The sequence below is a fragment of the Nonomuraea polychroma genome, assembly GCF_004011505.1.
Lineage (GTDB): Bacteria > Actinomycetota > Actinomycetes > Streptosporangiales > Streptosporangiaceae > Nonomuraea > Nonomuraea polychroma.
Genome location: NZ_SAUN01000001.1, coordinates 7,786,136 through 7,802,232, shown reverse-complemented (window position 1 = coordinate 7,802,232; position 16,097 = coordinate 7,786,136). Strand labels below are relative to the sequence as shown.

Here is a 16,097-nt window from a genome sequence, read left to right as displayed (position 1 = left end):
AACCGCAAGGTCATAGGATGACATGGGATTTGGGAGGGGGCGGCCAGTGGAGATGACCGCGGAAGAGCAACTCATCGGACCGCTGCTTCTCGCGCGCGGCACCATTGACAGATCCTCGGCGCTGCGTGGCGATGAGCAGTGGGTGGAGCAGGCATGGTCCGACCCCACGACCAGGGTGCTGGTGATCGACGACGGTCACACGCTGGTGCGGCGGGCCGGTGACGAGGTGAGCGCGGTGCTCTTGAGCCCCGCGGACGCGCCACGGGGACAGCGTTACCTGCTGGGGGTGGAGGACGGAGTCTCCTATTTCGCGGTGGCCGCGCCACTGCCCGGCGTGCCCAAGGGCGAGCTCAACGGCCGCGTCACGATCCCGATGAAGCTGCGCGACACCCCCGACGGCGAGCCGGTGGCGGCCGGACTGCGCCAGGTCGGGGGCCTGTTGGGCGATCGGGACGCGGGCCTGCTGGTCTACGCCGTGGCGCTGGAGGCCTGGCATGCGACTCACGAGCACTGCCCGCGCTGCGGCGCCCGCACCACCATCCAGGCAGGCGGCCACATCCGCGTCTGCCCGCAGGACGGCAGCCAGCACTTCCCGCGCGTCGACCCCGCCGTGATCATGCTGGTCCGCGACAAGGCGGACCGTTGCCTGCTCGCTCGCGGTCCTCAGTGGCCGAAGGGACGCCTGTCGATCCTGGCGGGGTTCGTCGAGCCGGGGGAGTCGCTGGAGCACGCCGTCGTACGCGAGGTCGCGGAGGAGGTCGGCATCACCGTCGTCAACCCCCGCTACCTCGGCAGCCAGCCCTGGCCGTTCCCGCGCAGCCTCATGCTCGGCTTCTTCGCCGAGGCGACCTCGACGACGCTCACGCCGGACGCGGAGGAGATCGCCGAGGCACGCTGGTACTCACGTGAGGAGCTTGCGGCGGCGCTGGAGTCGGGCGAGCTGCGCCTGCCGCCGCCCGTGTCGATCGCCCGCCGCCTCATCGAGACGTGGTACGGCGGCGAGCTGATCGACGACCACGCCTGGTAAGGCGGCGACCAGGCTGGTGAGGCGGGGGATCAGGCCGCTTCGAGGAGGGCCTTGACCTCGAGTGCGGACGGGTTCGTCCGCACGACGCGGCCGTTCGGGGTCTCGATCACCACGGTCGGCACGGTCTGGTTGCCGTTGTTGACGCTCATCACGAACTCGGCCGCCGACTGGTCGCGCTCGATGTCGACCTCGCGGAAGCTGATGCCCTCACGGGTCAGCTGGGCCTTGAGCCGCTTGCATGGGCCGCACCAAGTGGTGCTGTAGACGGTGAGCGCCATGTTGGGTGATCCCTCCAAGGGTCAGGAAAACAGACGCTCCGTGCAACAACACGCAGCGCCCGGTTAATCCTCAAGCTCCGCGAGCTCCGCGAGCTCCGCGAGCTCCGTAGAGTTAGCCGATGCGCTCGGCGATCCATGCCTGCACGCGCTCGGCCACACCGGGCTCGCGGTAGAGGGGTGCGCTGTGGTTGGTCCCCGGCTGGGTGATCACCGTCACCGGCACGCCCACTTGGCCGAGCATCTGCTTGGCCAGCATGCTCTGCACCGGCGGCACGAACTCGTCCTGCGAGTGCACGGACAACATCGGCGCGTCGTGGCGGCTGGCGTGCCAGGCCACCTCCATGCTCGCCCAGACCCGCGAGCACTTGCCCTTGGGCGCGCAGCCGCCGGCCAGGCGGATCGCCGACTGGCGGAGCTTGCGCTTGCTGGGGTCGGTGGTGTTTTCCCCGTCGGAGTAGGCCCGCAGCGGCGAGATGATCGGCGACAGGCCCACGACGCCCTTGAGCCCGCCGATGCCGTCGCCGTACGTGCCGACGGCCGCCGCGATGTGGCCGCCCGCGGAGAAGCCGACGAGCACGTAATTGTTCGGGTCGAACGCCCACCGGTCGGCCTGCTTGCGCGCCGCGGCGATCGCGGCCAGCGCGTCGGTGCGCTGCGCGGGCCAGGGCGCGTCGCCGGACAGCCGGTAGTTGAGGTTGAAGACCGTGTAGCCGAGCTCGGCGTAGCTACGGGTGATCTCCTTCATGTACCTCTTGTCGCCGCTCGACCACCAGCCGCCGTGGATCAGGAAGACGCCGGGCCGCTTCATGCCGTCGGGCGTCCACCAGACGTCCATCTGCTGGCGCCGGTGGCTGCCGTACGCGACCGTCTCCACGCTGAGGCCGCCGATCCCGTCGGAGTTGACCGGGTTGCTCACGACAGGGGCGGGTGTGGGCTCCTTTGTCGTCGCGGTCGCGGCGACGGGTGTGAGCACAACGGCAGCGAGCGCGAGAGCGCCCACGTAAACCGCAGTTCGCACGGCCTTCCTTTCCCCCATGAAGATGGTCGGCCCCATTGTGGGGGAAGAGACCAGTTCTTTGCATCTCGTTGACTGGGAACATAACCCGGCAGGCATGTTGCCAGAATAAGGTCCTAGGCCGCCAGTACTGGGAAGATGAATGGGTGACGAATGTGGTGGACGACGTCCTGACGGGCCTGGATCCCGAGCAGCGCGCGGTGGCCGAGGCCGTGCGCGGGCCCGTGTGCGTGCTCGCGGGCGCGGGCACGGGCAAGACCAGGGCGATCACCCATAGGATCGCGCACGCGGTACGCAGCGGGGTCGTCGACGCGCAGGGCGTGCTGGCTGTGACGTTCACCACTCGGGCGGCGGGCGAGTTGCGCCAGCGGTTGCGCGCACTGGGGGCGCCCGGCGTGCAGGCCCGCACCTTCCACGCCGCCGCGCTGCGCCAGTTGACCTACTTCTGGCCCCGGGTGATCGGCGGCGAGGCGCCGTCGGTCATCGAGTCGAAGTTGCCGGTGCTGGCAGAGGCATGCCGCCAGATCCGGAAAAATCCCGACCGATCCGAGTTGCGGGACATCGCCTCCGAGATCGAGTGGGCCAAGGTGACGCAGGTCGGCCCGGAGGACTACGTCGCCGCCGCGGCCAAGCAGCACCGCACGCCGCCCGTGGCGGCCGAGGAGATCGCCCGGCTCTACGAGGCGTACGAGCATCTCCGGCGCGAGCGTCACCTGGTGGACTTCGAGACCATCCTGGAGCTGACCGCGGCCGTGATGACCGAGCACCAGGAGGTGGCGGCGCAGATCCGCCAGCAATACCGCTATTTCGTGGTCGACGAATATCAGGACGTCAACCCGCTGCAGAAGCTCCTGCTCGACACCTGGCTCGGCGGACGTGACGACATCTGCGTGGTCGGCGACCCCAATCAGACGATCTACTCCTTCACCGGCGCCAGCCCGCGCTACCTGACCGGGTTCGCGGTGGAGCACCCGCATGCCGCCGTCATCAAGCTGGTCCGCGACTACCGCTCCACTCCGCAGGTGGTGGACCTCGCCAACCTGGTCATCGCCAAGAGCAAGTCGCCGCACCGCATGGAGTTGCTCGCGCAGCGCCCGGACGGACCGAAGCCGGTGTTCGCCGATTATGACGACGAGCCCGCCGAGGCCGCAGGCGTCGCCCGGGCCATCAGGAAACTGCTCGACAAGGGGGTGCCGTCGCGCGAGATCGCGGTCCTGTTCCGGGTCAACTCCCAGTCGGAGGCGTACGAGGAGGCGCTGTCCAAGGCCGAGATCCCGTACGTCGTGCGCGGCGCCGAGCGGTTTTTCGAGCGCCCCGAGGTCCGGCAGGCGGTCGTGCTGCTGCGCGGCGCCGCCCGCTCGGCCTCCGGAGAGCCGCTGGCCTCGGAGGTGCACCACATCCTCGCCGGCGTCGGCCTGACCCCGTCACCGCCCGGGGGAGGCAAGGCCAGGGAGAAGTGGGAGTCGCTGAAGGCCCTGGCCGACCTGGCGGAGGACATGGCCGCGGAGGGCGGCGACCTGCCCACGTACGTCGCCGAGCTCGAACGCCGGGCCTCCGAGCAGCACGCCCCGCCGGTGGAAGGCGTCACCTTGGCTTCGCTGCACGCCGCCAAGGGCCTGGAGTGGGACGCCGTGTTCCTCGTCGGCCTCACCGACGGCATGCTCCCGATCATCTACGCCGAGACTCCGGAGCAGATCGAGGAGGAACGCCGCCTCCTCTATGTCGGCATCACGCGGGCCCGCGAGCACCTGTCGCTCTCCTGGGCACTTGCCCGCGCACCTGGCGGGCGCAAGAGCCGCCGCCCGTCCCGGTTCCTCGACGGACTCACCGGCCGCGCAACCGCTCCGCCGCGCCTGGCGCCGGCCGCTCGCGAGCGTCGTACGGTGGCCGCGCCCGTCAGTTGCCGGGTCTGCGCCAAGACGCTCGTGGCGGCGGCGGAGCAGAAGCTGGGCCGGTGCGCGACCTGCCCGGCGGACTACGACGAGGCCCTGCTGGAGCGGCTCAAGGCGTGGCGCACGGCCACGGCCAAGGAGTCCAAGGTCCCGCCGTACGTCGTCTTCACGGACGTGACGCTGCAGGCGATCGCGGAGCGGGCGCCGACGACGGAGCAGGAGTTGCTGTCGATCGCGGGCATCGGCCGCGTCAAGGTCGAGCGTTACGGCGCGGCCGTCCTGTCCCTGTGCCGCTCGTAACGGTTCCGAAATCCCGGCACGGAATCATCGGACAAGCCAGGCCGCGTTTGGGATGAAATGGGCGGCACGTCAGACTTGTCCAAGAACCGGACGGCACAAGGGGGACGGCGACGTGAACGAGGCGCTCAAGGAGCTGCTCGATCTGCTCGACCTGGAACAGATCGAGCTGGACATCTTCCGGGGAAGGAGCCCCGAGGAGCGCATCCAACGCGTCTTCGGCGGGCAGGTGGCGGCGCAGGCCCTGGTCGCGGCAGGCCGTACCGTCCCCGACGACCGCTACGTGCACTCGCTCCACGCCTACTTCATCCGCCCCGGCGACCCGTCGATCCCGATCGTCTACAACGTGGAGCGCGTGCGCGACGGGCGCTCGTTCACCACTCGCAGGGTGGTCGCGGTCCAGCATGGCAAGGCGATCTTCACGATGTCGGCGTCGTTCCACATCCCCGAGGAAGGCGCCGAGCACCAGGCGTCCGTGATGCCCGTCGTTCCGGAGCCTGAGACGCTGCCCACCTTTCAGGAGCGCATGTTCGAGCTGGTCGGCGACCACCCGGAATTCCGTGACTGGCTGTCGCGGCCCCGGCCGGTGGACTCCCGGCACGCCACGCCGCTGACCTGGGAGGCGTACGACAAGCCCGAGTTGCGCAGCGCCAAGACCAACGTGTGGTTCCGCTACGACGCCGAGTTGCCGGACGACCCGCTCCTGCACGTGGTGCTGGCCGCGTACGCCTCCGACTTCACGCTGGTCGACACGATCCTGCTGGCGCACGGCATGGCCTGGGGCGTCTCGAACATCATGGGCGCCTCGCTGGATCACGCCATGTGGTTCCACCGCCCGTTCCGCGCCGACGACTGGCTGCTCTATGCGCAGGAGTCGCCGTGGTCGGCTGGCGCGAGAGGGCTGGCTCGTGGTGAGATGTTCACCGCGTCGGGCGATCTCGTGGTCTCCGTCGTCCAGGAGGCCATGATCCGGCCACTGAAATAGGGCGACGAAGTTACAAAATCGCAGGTCGAAAATATGTTGCCCCTTCCCGGGTTCCCGGTTTAGGGTCATGGTCAAGCGAGTCGGACACTCCTGTTCCGACGATCTCAGAGAGTGGAGGTGAGCCCCGGTGATCAGCATTCAGATGTCGGCCACGCAGTGGCTCGCTTCCGCGTGCCGTGACTCGGTGAGGCTCGTCGATGGGCCGGCCAAGCTGCGGCAGGAGAAGTCTGTCCGTAGCCAGGCCGCCGCCTTCTACGCGCACGCCCACTTCGGTGCCGCTGTGAAGGGCGCTCCCGTCTACGCAGCGCGTATCGAACTGCCGGCCAACCAGCTCACCAACGGTGGACTGTGCGGTCCGCAACCCTGGAGGGATACACCGGTCATAACCTGACCGGCGAAAGTAGCCCCCAGGCCGCGGATCCACAGACGGATCCGCGGCCTATTTGTTTGTCCGTGATCCCGACCCACCTACGAGGTGCCCGACCAAGATCAAAAAGATCGACCAAAAGGAGAAGCAGATGGGGGCCAAGACGATCATGGACCTGATCGACGAAGCCAAGATCCCCTGTCGTACCGACCCTGACCTGTGGTTCGCCGAGTCGCCGGAGGACGTGGAGTTCGCGAAGGCGCTCTGCGGCGGCTGCCCGATCCAGAAGGCCTGCCTGGACCGCGCGCTCGAGCGCGAGGAGCCGTGGGGCGTCTGGGGCGGCGAACTGATCCTCAGGGGGACCGTCGTTCCCCGCAAGCGTCCGCGCGGGCGTCCCCGCAAGCACCCGGTCGCTGCCTGAACACCGCACCATCGAGACCTTCGAGCAAGAAAGCGAAAAGCAAATGAGAGTTCAACCGACGAGGAGCCTCACAGTGTCTGATCTCATCCATGACCTGGTCAATGACCGAATACAAACCCTCCACCGGGAGGCGGCGGAGCAACGTCTCGCCCTGCACGTCAGCCGGGTGGAGCGGGCGCGGCGAGAGGTCAAGAAGGCCAACGACCGCCTCCGCAAGGCCCTGAGCCAGCAGATCTGACGCGGAGATCCTGCCGCCGGCGCAGGATCTCCCCGTGAGGCCAGGTAGTCGAAGAGCCGGGCGCAACCCAGCGCCCGGCTCTTCCCATTCCGTGACAACCCGCCCCCTCGCCTCGCCTCGAACCTCCCTGTCCTCGACGATGGACGCCTCCATCGCGCCCCCTCTTGAGCCGAATCCAAGCCCCCACCCGGACGCTGCCGCCTTGGACGCTGCCGGCCCGGACGCTGCCGCCTCGGACGCTGCCGCCCCGGATGCCCCCGGCCCGGACGCTCCCGCCCCGGATGCCCCGGCCGCACGCCCGTGCCCGGATGCCCCCGCCCCGCACGTCCCCGGCCGCACGCCCGCACCCGGACGCCCCCGCCTCGGACGCTCCCGCCGGGCGCCCTCTCGGTCCCGCCCAAGACGGATGCTTCACGTTGGGCGGACGTTCAACCGGCTACCACCGGCACTGCTGAAGATGGCGCGCCCAGCGAACATCAACCCGCCATTACCCACATGTCTGAAGCGGCGCGCCGGCTGGACGTTCGCCCGTCACCGTCCACACGTTTGCGGGTAAGCTCCCGGAGCCGGCCGCCGCCTTGAGTCCGCTTGAGTGTGCTTCAGCGCGAGGCCTAAGCGGTGGGCCGTACGCCCCTCCTCACGCCATGGGCGGGCGCGACGGACTCTTCCTGCGCGGACCAGAGGTGCGCCGCCATCCATGCGACCCCGATCGCCGCCACCACCAGCCCACCCAGATAGACGGGCAGCGGCACCACGTTCCGAAGCGAGCCGGGAATCATGCCCGCGGCGTACAGGCCCACGGCCACGACCGGCATCGCCCGGCTGCGGACCGCCGCGACGCTGAACGTCAGCACCCCGATCACCAGAACGACCGACGTGACCAGAAACGCCCGCCCGGTGCTCCCGGCCAGCAGAGCGCTCACCGTGCCGCCGCCCAAGTAGGGGAAGACGAAATGAAGGATGTACTCGATGGCGAACGCCCCAGCCAGCCCCGCCGAGTTGAGCACGTAGCCGCCGAGCCCGAGACCGCCAGCCGTACTCCGAATGTGCAGATAGATCCCGGTGATCGCGAGTAAGCCGGTGAGCGCCGCGAACGGTGCGATGGCGTGCGTGAGAGCCGTCTCCGGCACGAACCCGGCCCGCCTGGCCGAATTGACCACGAGCAGCAGGGCGCAGACGAACCCCGCCGCCCCGGTGACCCGATAAACCCGCATCTCGAAATGCCCCTTCTCTCGGTGATAACGCTCGTTATGATGCTCGTTATCGCCCGATATGGTGAGACCGTGCCGAGAGACGTAAGCACCCCGAAAGAACTCGGCGCACTGCGCCAGGACCTCCTCGACGCCGCCATGCGCGTGCTTCGCGAACAAGGGGCGCTCCACCTCACCCTCCGCCGCGTGGCGGACGCCGCGGGCACTTCCACCATGGGCATCTACACCTGCTTCGGCGGCCGCGCCGGCCTGCTGGAGGCGATCTACCGGTACGGTTTCAGCATCCTCCACCAGGACATGACCACGTCGCTGAACGGCCACACGGACCCGCTTGCCCGGATCATGGCGGTGGCCTACGGCTACAGGCGGTTCGCCCTGTCCGATCCCGCGCTGTACGCCCTGATGTTCGAGCGCCCGCTGCCCGATTTCGACCCCTCGCCCGAACAGCGCCACGACGCCCTGAGCCTGACCTTCACCCTGCTCACCGAGGCCACCTCCGCCGCGGCCGACGCCGACCTCATCCGCTCCATCGACCCCGTGCGCGCGGCGTACCTGGTGTGGACCACGATCCACGGCATCGTCAGCATCGAGCTCACCTGCTCACTCCGCAGCCCGCTCCCGGGCTGGTTCCTGGATTCGCGCGAGGAAGGCGAACGCGTCCTCACCGACGGCGTCAACGCCCTCCTCTCAGGCCTCGCCTGACACCTGCGCGTACGAGGGAAGGAGTGTGCCGGGCCGGTCAGCCGATGGCCAGGGGTTGGTCGTCGGGGTCGTCGGCGAAGCCGGGAACCCAGCGGATCACCTCGTCGCGGAAGCGGGCCGTGGTGCCCAGTTGGCAGAGCACGCCCACGCCTGCCGCATGAACCCGGTGGATGAGCACATACGAGGCCGGCAGGTTGAGCTGCCGCACCACGTTGCCGGGGCGCAGGTCCGTGACGCTGGCCGCCTGGGCCTGGAGCCACTCCCGGCTGAAGGAGAACTCCTCCACCGCCGTCGGCTCCACGTACGGCGCGAGGAAGGCACGCAGTGCGTCGGGGTCGATCTCGATGTCGGGACGGATGAAGCCCTCCTGGCGCAGCCCCGCCACGACGGTTTCCATGTCGCCCTGGTTGAAGATGCGCATTAACTGCCCGAAGACCCTGGGGTAGCCGTCAGGCAGGCGGTTGACCGCGCCGAAGTCCAGGACGCCGAGCTTCCCGTTGGCCAGCATGCGGAAGTTGCCCGGGTGCGGATCGGCGTGGAGCATCCCCACCCGCGCCGGCGAGCAGAACAGGAAACGTACGAAGAGCAGGCCGGCGTGGTCGCGTTCCTCTTGGGCGCCCTCGGCGATGATGCGTGACAGCGGGGTGCCGTCCATCCATTCGGTCACCAGGACCATTTCGTTGGCCGCGATCACATCGGGGACGTGGAAGTCGGGGTCGCCGTGGAACTCGAGAGCGAAGGCGTGCTGGGCCTCGGCCTCGCGGAAATAGTCGAGCTCCTCCGCGATGTGCTCACGCAGCTCCGACAGCACTGCCTTCATGTCGAGGCCGGGCAGTAAGACGCCGAACAACTTGCCCAGGCGGGCCAGCTGGGCGAAGTCGCCGAGCAGTGCCTTGCCCGCCCCCGGGTATTGGATCTTGACGGCCACCTCCCGGCCGTCGTGCCATACGGCCTTGTGCACCTGGCCGATCGAGGCCGCGGCGGTCGGCTGGTCGTCGAACGAGCGGAAATTCTCCCGCCAGTCGTCGCCCAGCTGCTCCGTCAGCACCTTGTGGACGGTGGACACGGGGAGCGGGGGAGCGGCGTCCTGCAGTTTGGTCAGCGTGGCGCGGTAAGGGCCGACGATCTCCTGCGGCAGCGCCGCCTCGAAGATCGACAGCGCCTGCCCGAGCTTCATCGCGCCGCCCTTGAGCTCGCCGAGCACCTTGAAGACCTGCTCGGCCGTACGCTGTTGGACCTCCTGCGCCACGATCTCAGCGGACTTGCCGCCGAGGCGCTTGCCCAGTCCGAGGGCGGCACGACCGGCGAACCCTAAGGGGAGCGTGGCCAGCTTGGCAGAACGCGTGACAGCACGGCGCGGAAGATCGCTCACACTGATGCGCGGAACCTCGGCAGAGATGCCGCTTCCCCCCTTCGTGGTCGTCCCCGGATCACGTCAGTCGCGCTTGGGCGACATGACCATTCTTAGCGAATAAGGATTGTTTCGCATACAACGACATTGCGGATGTACCCGCCAGGCCTGCCGATTCCAGCGCCAATCAGGTGATACATCCATTGTGCCGTTGGTCACACTGGACTCTTTGCCATCCAGGTGAGCAAGCGCATGCCCGGTCGCTTCCGCCGCGACCAGGGTCGCGAGAGTCGTGTCGCAGGCGATCTCGCCTGGCGGGTAGCCGCCCAGCCGGGCGGTGACGATCGGCCAGGCCGGGTCGTCGTCGCGGCGTGTCAGGTCGAGGCAGTGCAGGCATGCCGTCTCACCGGGCAGCACGAGCGGGCCGACCGTGCCGTGGCCTTCGAAGGCGGACGCGAGCAGGTGAGGGATGCCCAGGCAGGTCAGCTCGTTGACGAGCACGCCGTCCATCGGGCCGACGGGCGCGAGGATGACGAGGTCGGGGCGGTCCGACCTGTCTCCCAGGTACGTCCCTCCGGCCAGCACCTCAACCGCCGGCCGGACCAACTCCTGCCCGTCGATCCGCCTGCCTGTTCGTTTCCTGCGGGGGGCCGGTTGAGCTCCTTCTCCTTCTTCTCGTCCTCCTCCTCGCCGACCGGCGTTTCCCTGCACTGCCTCGGTGTCCCGCAGATCCGCGGTGTGGGATGTCTCCGGAGGCCGGTGGGTTGCGGACCGGCGTTGGCCTGCGCTGCCCTCCTGACGGGTGCGTGCGCCTGACGCGGGCATGGCGGTGGCCGGGGTACGGACGGCGCGGTCGGATGGGGGCGTGGTGGTGGCCGGGGTTCCGACGGCGCGGTCGGGTGGGGGTGTGGTGGTGGTCGGGGTCCGGATGGCGCGGTCGGGTGGGGGTGTGGCGGTGGTCGGGGTGCGGGTGGCGCGGTCGGGCGCGGGGACCGGGATGGCCGGCGAAGGGATCGGCCTGGGTGTGCGGGCAGCGGATCGGGGGTTGCCCTGCGGTTGGTCGCTGTGCCGCTGGTCGGCCGCCATGTCATCGCCGCCTCCGACTGCGCGCCCGCCTGATGTCAGCCGGAGGGCCGCCGCCACGGCCCCTTCCTCCCGCGTCAGGCCCAGCTCCGCCCACGTCAACCCGCCTGGGGTGATGTCGCTCGCCCGGACCCGGCCCGAGTCGATCACCCGGATGTGCCCCACACCGGCGGCCGCCAGGAGCACCACGATCTGTGCCCCGACCCGCCCGGCCCCATAGACCCGCACCCGAGCCGCGCGTCGTCGCGCCAGGAGACCGATCCCGCCATCAGGCGCGGTCGAGGACAGATCGAGGGCTTCGAGGTCGGGTCTCAGGCGGTCCCGCTCGGCCAGCGTGAGGTCGCGGAGGGGCGCGGGGCTGGTGGCGGCGTCGTGGAGGGCGCCTTGCGCGGTGAGCTGGTCGAGCAGGGAACGGGCGTGACATTCGTCGAGCCCGGCGGCGCTCGCCGCGGCCAGGACGCGCGCCAGGTCACGGGTCCCGTCGAGGCCCGCGATCCACTGCTGAACGGATCGGGCCAGGCCGGACAGCTTGATGGCGCGCAGGGGATGCACGCCGTATTGCAGGGTGTGCTCATCGCGGATGATGCGCCGGAGGGCGGGCTTCACACGTGGCCTCATGGCGGGAAAGGTTCGCACGCCACAGCAAGATCCCGAGCCGGTTCCGCCCGGCCTGTGGATAACTTCTCCCTCCCGCCGCGGTCCGGCCGAGAGGGCCGCAGGGAGCGTCGAGCATGCGGCCACGGATAAAGATCAGGTAAATCAATCTTTCCCAAACAATGACCCATCCTCGACGTACGAACCATCGCCCGGAAGATCGCCTAGTAACCACCTCGATTGCCGCAAGTCCCCCCAAAGTTGCCCAAAACCAAGACCATCAAGACCCGGAACCCTCGCTGCGCTGGGAATCCTCGCCCCACCCACCACCACGACGCAGTCAGACCTGCTGGAGAGCCTGGCCGGGCATCGGGAAAGCCGCGTGCCCAAATTCACCGGCTCTTAATCATCTGACCAGCAGAAACAACGTCCACCCTCTGTGGAATTTCGTCAGTCTCGGCTACCGTGCATATGTGCCCCCCGAGACAGTCGAGGTTCGTCGCAGTTCTCGTCGCCGGCGTACGGTTTCCGCTTACCGCGACGGCGACAAGACGATCGTGCTCCTGCCCGCCTGGCTGAGCGGTGAAGACGCGGATGAATGGGTGAGCCGGATGCTGGATCGGCTGGCCGCGAAGGAACGCAGGCGAAGGCCGACCGACGAGGGCCTGCTGGAGCGGGCGAGGGAGCTGTCGTCGAAATATCTCGACGGCAAGGCCGAGCCAGTGAGCGTGCGCTGGGTCGACAACCAGCAGCACCGCTGGGGCTCCTGCACCCCGGAGAACGGAACGATCCGGATCTCCACCCGTCTCAAGGGCCTGCCCGAGTGGGTCATCAACTACGTGATCATCCACGAGCTCGTGCACCTGCTCGTGCCCAGCCACGGCCCCAAGTTCTGGGCGCTGGTGGAACAGTATCCGAAAGCGGAGCGTGCCCGCGGGTTCTTGGAGGGGTTCTCCGCCGCAGCCCACACGGCGCCGGAGGAGTGTTGACGCGCATCGCCGCGGTCCTCGTACGTCAGCACATGGCGCAGGCGGCGCCGCCGGGTGTCGACCCGAGGGAGTTCCTCGAGGCGGTGGCCGAGGACACCTACGAGATGGTCGCGGGACTCGAGCTCGTCACCCCGGTCCTGATCACCAGCGTTCCCGGCCTGGACGAGATCGTCTGGCCCGGCACCGAGGTCGTCACGATAGCGGAGGACGAGCCGGTACGGGCCGTGCTCGGCCGGCTCAAGGCCGATCAGGCCGCCGTGATCTGCGGCGACGCGCCCGATCTGCCGCCCCTGCTCGTCGGCAAGCTGTTCAGGGAGCTCGGCAGGGCCGAGATCACCGTCTGCCCGGCGGAGAACGGCGGCGCCGTGGCTCTGGCCTGCGCGCTCCCCGCCCCCGCCTGGGCCGATCCTGACCTGGACGACGAGAACGTGGTGGCCGCGCTGCGCGCCCAGGCGCCCGGACCGCGGAAGGTAGCCACCACCCCCGGCTGGCACCGCCTGCGCACGCCGCACGACGTCGCACGCCTGGACCCCGGCCTGGAGGGTTGGGACAACACCAGGGCGCTGATCACCGCACGATGAGCGGCGCGGCTCACCGCACGATGAGCGACACGCCTCAGGGCATGACGAGTGACCCTGCTCAGGGCACGGTGAGCGACACGACTCACGGCATGACGAGTGACCCTGCTCACGGCACGGTGAGCGACACGACTCAGGGCACGGTGAGCTCGGCCAGCACGGCGCGGTGGTCGGTGCCCGGCACGTCGCGCACACTCACCTCGCGCACCCCCACCCGCTGATCCACCAGCACGTGGTCGATCGTGATGATCGGCGGCATCCGCCTGTTCGCCGGCCAGGTCGGGATCAGCCCGGCCCCCACCTGATCGGCGGCGTCCTTGTAGCCCCTGGCCAGCAGCTTGCGCATGGCGGCGTGGTCGAGGGAAGCGTTGAAGTCGCCCGCCAGGATCCGCACCCGGTCGGGGGAGGCGGACGGCAGCGCGGCCAGCGCGTCGTTCCACTGGACGACGTTCGGGCCGATCGGCGGGTAGGGATGCACGTCGACGAACTCGATCGGGTTCCCGCCCGGCAGCGAGACCAGCGCGGCCGGCATCTTGTGCCCGACCGGCGGCGCCACGTCAGGCAACTGCGCCATGGGGTGCTTGGAGTAGAGCCCGCTGCCGCCGGCGCTCCACTCGTCCTCCAGCACGCGGTGCGGCATCAGCTCTTTGAGCCCGGCCGCGTCCAGGTCGGAGACCGCTCCGGGCGTCAACTCCTGCGTGCTCAGCACGTCGGGGTCGAACTCCCGGACCAGCTTCATGATCGCTTCGATGTCCGCCCGGCCGAACAGCATGTTGATCGTCATGACCTTGAACGGCCGGCCGGCCGTCGCCTCGGCCGTGCCGAGCGCCCTGGGCAGCACGCTGAAACCGAGCGCGGTGGTGGCGAGTAACGCCACCGCGGTGGCGGCGCGCTTGCGCCCGACCGCGGCGATCAGGAGGGGGACCAGCGAGCCGGCCGCCGCGTACGGGGTCGCGGTCATGATCTGCGTGGGCAGCGATCCCCGCTCCAGCCCCGCCACCCTGGCGACCGCCCACGCCGCGAACGGCGTCACGGCCATCCACGTCAGTGCCGACCCGGTGAACCTCCGGCGTCTGCGTACGGGCGTCACGATCGTGCCGCCGACGGGCGACTCAGCCGAAGTGCTCACCAAACCCCCCTCTGGAACGACGCCATGGACTCTAACCAACAGCGCGCGAACCAGAGCCGAGCGCGGCCTGTCCACGTTTGGCCAATCGCCGCGTGGCCTCGTCCGACAGGTCGGGGATCTCGTCGACGGGGAACCAGCGCAGGTCCAGCGACTCCTCGCTGATCACCGCCTCGGCGCCGGGAGGCGCCACGGCGGCGTACTCGACGTCGAGGTGCCAGCTGGTCGGCGGGTGGCACCACACCACGTGCTTGTCCACCGCCAGCGGACCAGGCAGCAGCTCAAGTCCAGAAATGCCGGACTCCTCCCAGGCTTCCCGCAGCGCCGCGGCCGCGAGCGAGGTGTCGGAGACCTCGCAGTGCCCGCCCATCGGCAACCACATCCCTGCCTTCGGATGCAGCGTGAGCAGCACCTGCGTGCCGTCGTGCGACAACACCGCCGTCGTCGCCGTCAGATGCCCCGGCACGCACGCGCGCAGCATCGCGTCGTCGTGCGCCCGCAAGTGGTCGAGGAACTCCTGGCGCAGAGCCTCTTCCTCGGGCGTGGGCGCGGTCCAGGCGGACAGCACCGCCACCGCATCGCGGTGCAGGCTCAACTCTTGTCGCCCTCGCCCTCGCCCTCGCCCGGCTCACCCTCGCCCTGCTCACCCTCGGGCTCGGAGCCGCCAGGCTTTCGCTCCAGCTCGGAGATGTCCCAGGCGGCCTCGCCGCGGACGAACGCGTCGGGGTCATCGAGGTCGTCGGCCGTCGGCATGAGATCCGGGTGGCCCCAGAGCGCGTCGCGGCCGTCGATCCCGCGCTCGCTCTCCAGCGCCCGCCACAGCGTCGCCGCCTCGCGCAGCCGCCTGGGCCGCAGCTCCAGCCCCACCAGCGTGCCGAACGTCAGCTCGGCCGGGCCGCCGGTGGCCCGGCGCCGGCGTACGGTCTCGGCCAGGGCGACGGCGGAGGGCAGCTTGCCCTCGGCGCTCCGGTCGACCACCGTGGCGACCCAGCCCTCGACCAGGGCGAGCATCGTCTCCAGACGCGCCAGGGCGGCCTTCTGCCGTTCGGTCTCCTCGGGCTTGAGCAGCTTGCCGCCGCTCAGCGCCTCTTGGATCGCCTCGGGGTTGTTGATGTCGAGCCCGCGGATCTGCTCTTCGAGCGCCGAGGTGTCGAGCGTGATGCCCTTGGCGTATTCCTCGACCGCGCCCAGCAGGTGCGAGCGCAGCCACGGCACGTGCTGGAACAGCCGGTGGTGCGCGGCCTCGCGCAGCGCCAGGTAGATCCTGATCTCCTCGGAGGAGATCTCCAGGCCTTCGCTGAAGGAGGCGATGCCGCCGGGCAGGAGCGCCGCCGTGTCCGACAGCGGCAGGCCGATGTCGGTCGTGCCGACCACCTCGCGGGCGAGTGAGCCGATGGCCTGGCCGATCTGCTGGCCGACCATCATGCCGCCCATCTGCTTGAGCATGCCCATGAGAGGGCCTGCCATCTGCTGGGCCTCGGGCGGCAGCCCGGAGCCGCCGAGCGCGCCGCCCATGGTCTCGACCATGCGCTCGGCGATGGGCTCGCAAAGTTTTCGCCAGATCGGGATGGTGTTCTCGATCCATTCGGACCGGCTCCAGGCCTGCGGGTTGGCCACGCCGCTGGGCAGCGCGGTCGCCTCGTTAAGCCACAGGTCGGCCAGGCTCAGCGCCTCCACGATCTGGCGGCGCTCGCCTTCCATGACGCTCGGGTCGCCCTGGGCGACCACGGCGTGGCGGGCGATGTTCTTGGCCATGTCCCAGTTGACAGGGCCTGAACCCTGCGGCGCCGACAGCATGTCGGCGAACTGGCGCATCGCCTGAGCCATCTGCTCAGGGTTGCCGAACATGGCGAACGGGTTCTCATTGGGGTCGTTTTCGCGACCTGGCAGGTCAGTCACCGCTCTACCTCGTGCAGGATGGAGGAGTCCACATCCGCCACGTT

The 16,097-nt window shown here is 69.4% G+C and carries 17 protein-coding genes; 9 read left to right on the top strand and 8 right to left on the bottom strand.

From position 1 onward, the window contains the following. Positions 1-52 precede the first annotated feature (52 nt). Complete coding sequence (nudC, locus tag EDD27_RS35530) at positions 53-1,027, top strand: NAD(+) diphosphatase (protein WP_127941180.1); 975 nt, start codon at positions 53-55, stop codon at positions 1,025-1,027. A 29-nt stretch (positions 1,028-1,056) separates the two neighbouring features. Here nudC and EDD27_RS35525 read toward each other — a convergent pair whose 3' ends face one another. Then, positions 1,057-1,305: a mycoredoxin gene (locus EDD27_RS35525; protein WP_127936272.1), complete on the bottom strand. Its 249-nt coding sequence runs from the start codon at positions 1,303-1,305 to the stop codon at positions 1,057-1,059. Between the two features lie 112 nt (positions 1,306-1,417). After that, on the bottom strand, positions 1,418-2,323 hold the full coding sequence (locus tag EDD27_RS35520; RefSeq protein ID WP_241564433.1) for an alpha/beta hydrolase: 906 nt from the start codon (positions 2,321-2,323) through the stop codon (positions 1,418-1,420). 143 nt (positions 2,324-2,466) lie between these two features. On the opposite strand from EDD27_RS35520, the gene EDD27_RS35515 reads away from it, so the two are divergent. The 5 genes from EDD27_RS35515 (at position 2,467) to EDD27_RS54755 (ending at position 6,520) form a co-directional block, all read left to right on the top strand. Then, on the top strand, positions 2,467-4,512 hold the full coding sequence (locus tag EDD27_RS35515; RefSeq protein WP_206641798.1) for an ATP-dependent DNA helicase UvrD2: 2,046 nt from the start codon (positions 2,467-2,469) through the stop codon (positions 4,510-4,512). 112 nt (positions 4,513-4,624) lie between these two features. Further along, on the top strand, positions 4,625-5,494 hold the full coding sequence (gene tesB / locus EDD27_RS35510) for an acyl-CoA thioesterase II (RefSeq protein WP_127936271.1): 870 nt from the start codon (positions 4,625-4,627) through the stop codon (positions 5,492-5,494). Between the two features lie 127 nt (positions 5,495-5,621). Continuing rightward, entirely contained in the window at positions 5,622-5,885 is a 264-nt protein-coding gene (locus EDD27_RS35505) for a hypothetical protein (RefSeq protein WP_127936270.1), read from the top strand. Between the two features lie 127 nt (positions 5,886-6,012). Further along, a complete protein-coding gene (locus tag EDD27_RS35500) occupies positions 6,013-6,282 on the top strand; it encodes a WhiB family transcriptional regulator (protein WP_043630546.1) in 270 nt (89 codons plus the stop codon). A gap of 73 nt (positions 6,283-6,355) precedes the next feature. After that, a complete protein-coding gene (locus EDD27_RS54755; RefSeq protein WP_164903929.1) occupies positions 6,356-6,520 on the top strand; it encodes a hypothetical protein in 165 nt (54 codons plus the stop codon). A gap of 611 nt (positions 6,521-7,131) precedes the next feature. On the opposite strand, the gene EDD27_RS35495 is transcribed toward EDD27_RS54755, so the two are convergent. After that, positions 7,132-7,734, bottom strand: coding sequence for a hypothetical protein (locus EDD27_RS35495; RefSeq protein WP_127936269.1), 603 nt, complete (start codon positions 7,732-7,734; stop codon positions 7,132-7,134). A 69-nt stretch (positions 7,735-7,803) separates the two neighbouring features. Between EDD27_RS35495 and EDD27_RS35490 the strand changes: the two genes are divergently transcribed. Continuing rightward, positions 7,804-8,433 (top strand): TetR/AcrR family transcriptional regulator, encoded by a 630-nt coding sequence (locus tag EDD27_RS35490; RefSeq protein WP_164903928.1) that lies wholly within the window; start codon positions 7,804-7,806, stop codon positions 8,431-8,433. 37 nt (positions 8,434-8,470) lie between these two features. Here the strand turns inward: EDD27_RS35490 and EDD27_RS35485 are convergent, their stop codons facing one another. Both EDD27_RS35485 and EDD27_RS57135 read right to left on the bottom strand, forming a co-directional pair. After that, positions 8,471-9,805: an ABC1 kinase family protein gene (locus EDD27_RS35485; protein WP_127936267.1), complete on the bottom strand. Its 1,335-nt coding sequence runs from the start codon at positions 9,803-9,805 to the stop codon at positions 8,471-8,473. 63 nt (positions 9,806-9,868) lie between these two features. Next, positions 9,869-11,485, bottom strand: coding sequence for a ThiF family adenylyltransferase (locus tag EDD27_RS57135; RefSeq protein WP_241564432.1), 1,617 nt, complete (start codon positions 11,483-11,485; stop codon positions 9,869-9,871). 449 nt (positions 11,486-11,934) lie between these two features. Here EDD27_RS57135 and EDD27_RS35475 point away from each other — a divergent pair, with 449 nt between their 5' ends. Next, entirely contained in the window at positions 11,935-12,450 is a 516-nt protein-coding gene (locus tag EDD27_RS35475; RefSeq protein ID WP_164903927.1) for a M48 metallopeptidase family protein, read from the top strand. Further along, entirely contained in the window at positions 12,447-13,031 is a 585-nt protein-coding gene (locus tag EDD27_RS35470) for a hypothetical protein (protein WP_127936266.1), read from the top strand. The genes EDD27_RS35475 and EDD27_RS35470 overlap by 4 nt, the downstream gene beginning before the upstream one ends. Positions 13,032-13,161: 130 nt before the next feature. Here the strand turns inward: EDD27_RS35470 and EDD27_RS35465 are convergent, their stop codons facing one another. Genes EDD27_RS35465 through EDD27_RS35455 form a run of 3 tightly spaced genes read right to left on the bottom strand, consistent with a single transcriptional unit; the run spans position 13,162 to position 16,053 of the window. Next, positions 13,162-14,157, bottom strand: coding sequence for an endonuclease/exonuclease/phosphatase family protein (locus EDD27_RS35465; RefSeq protein WP_127936265.1), 996 nt, complete (start codon positions 14,155-14,157; stop codon positions 13,162-13,164). Between the two features lie 31 nt (positions 14,158-14,188). Beyond that, positions 14,189-14,749 carry an NUDIX hydrolase gene (locus tag EDD27_RS35460; protein WP_127936264.1) on the bottom strand — a complete coding sequence of 187 codons (561 nt, stop codon included), beginning with the start codon at positions 14,747-14,749 and terminating at the stop codon, positions 14,189-14,191. Next, entirely contained in the window at positions 14,746-16,053 is a 1,308-nt protein-coding gene (locus tag EDD27_RS35455) for a zinc-dependent metalloprotease (RefSeq protein ID WP_164903926.1), read from the bottom strand. Before EDD27_RS35455 ends, EDD27_RS35460 begins: the two co-directional genes overlap by 4 nt. Positions 16,054-16,097 lie beyond the last annotated feature (44 nt).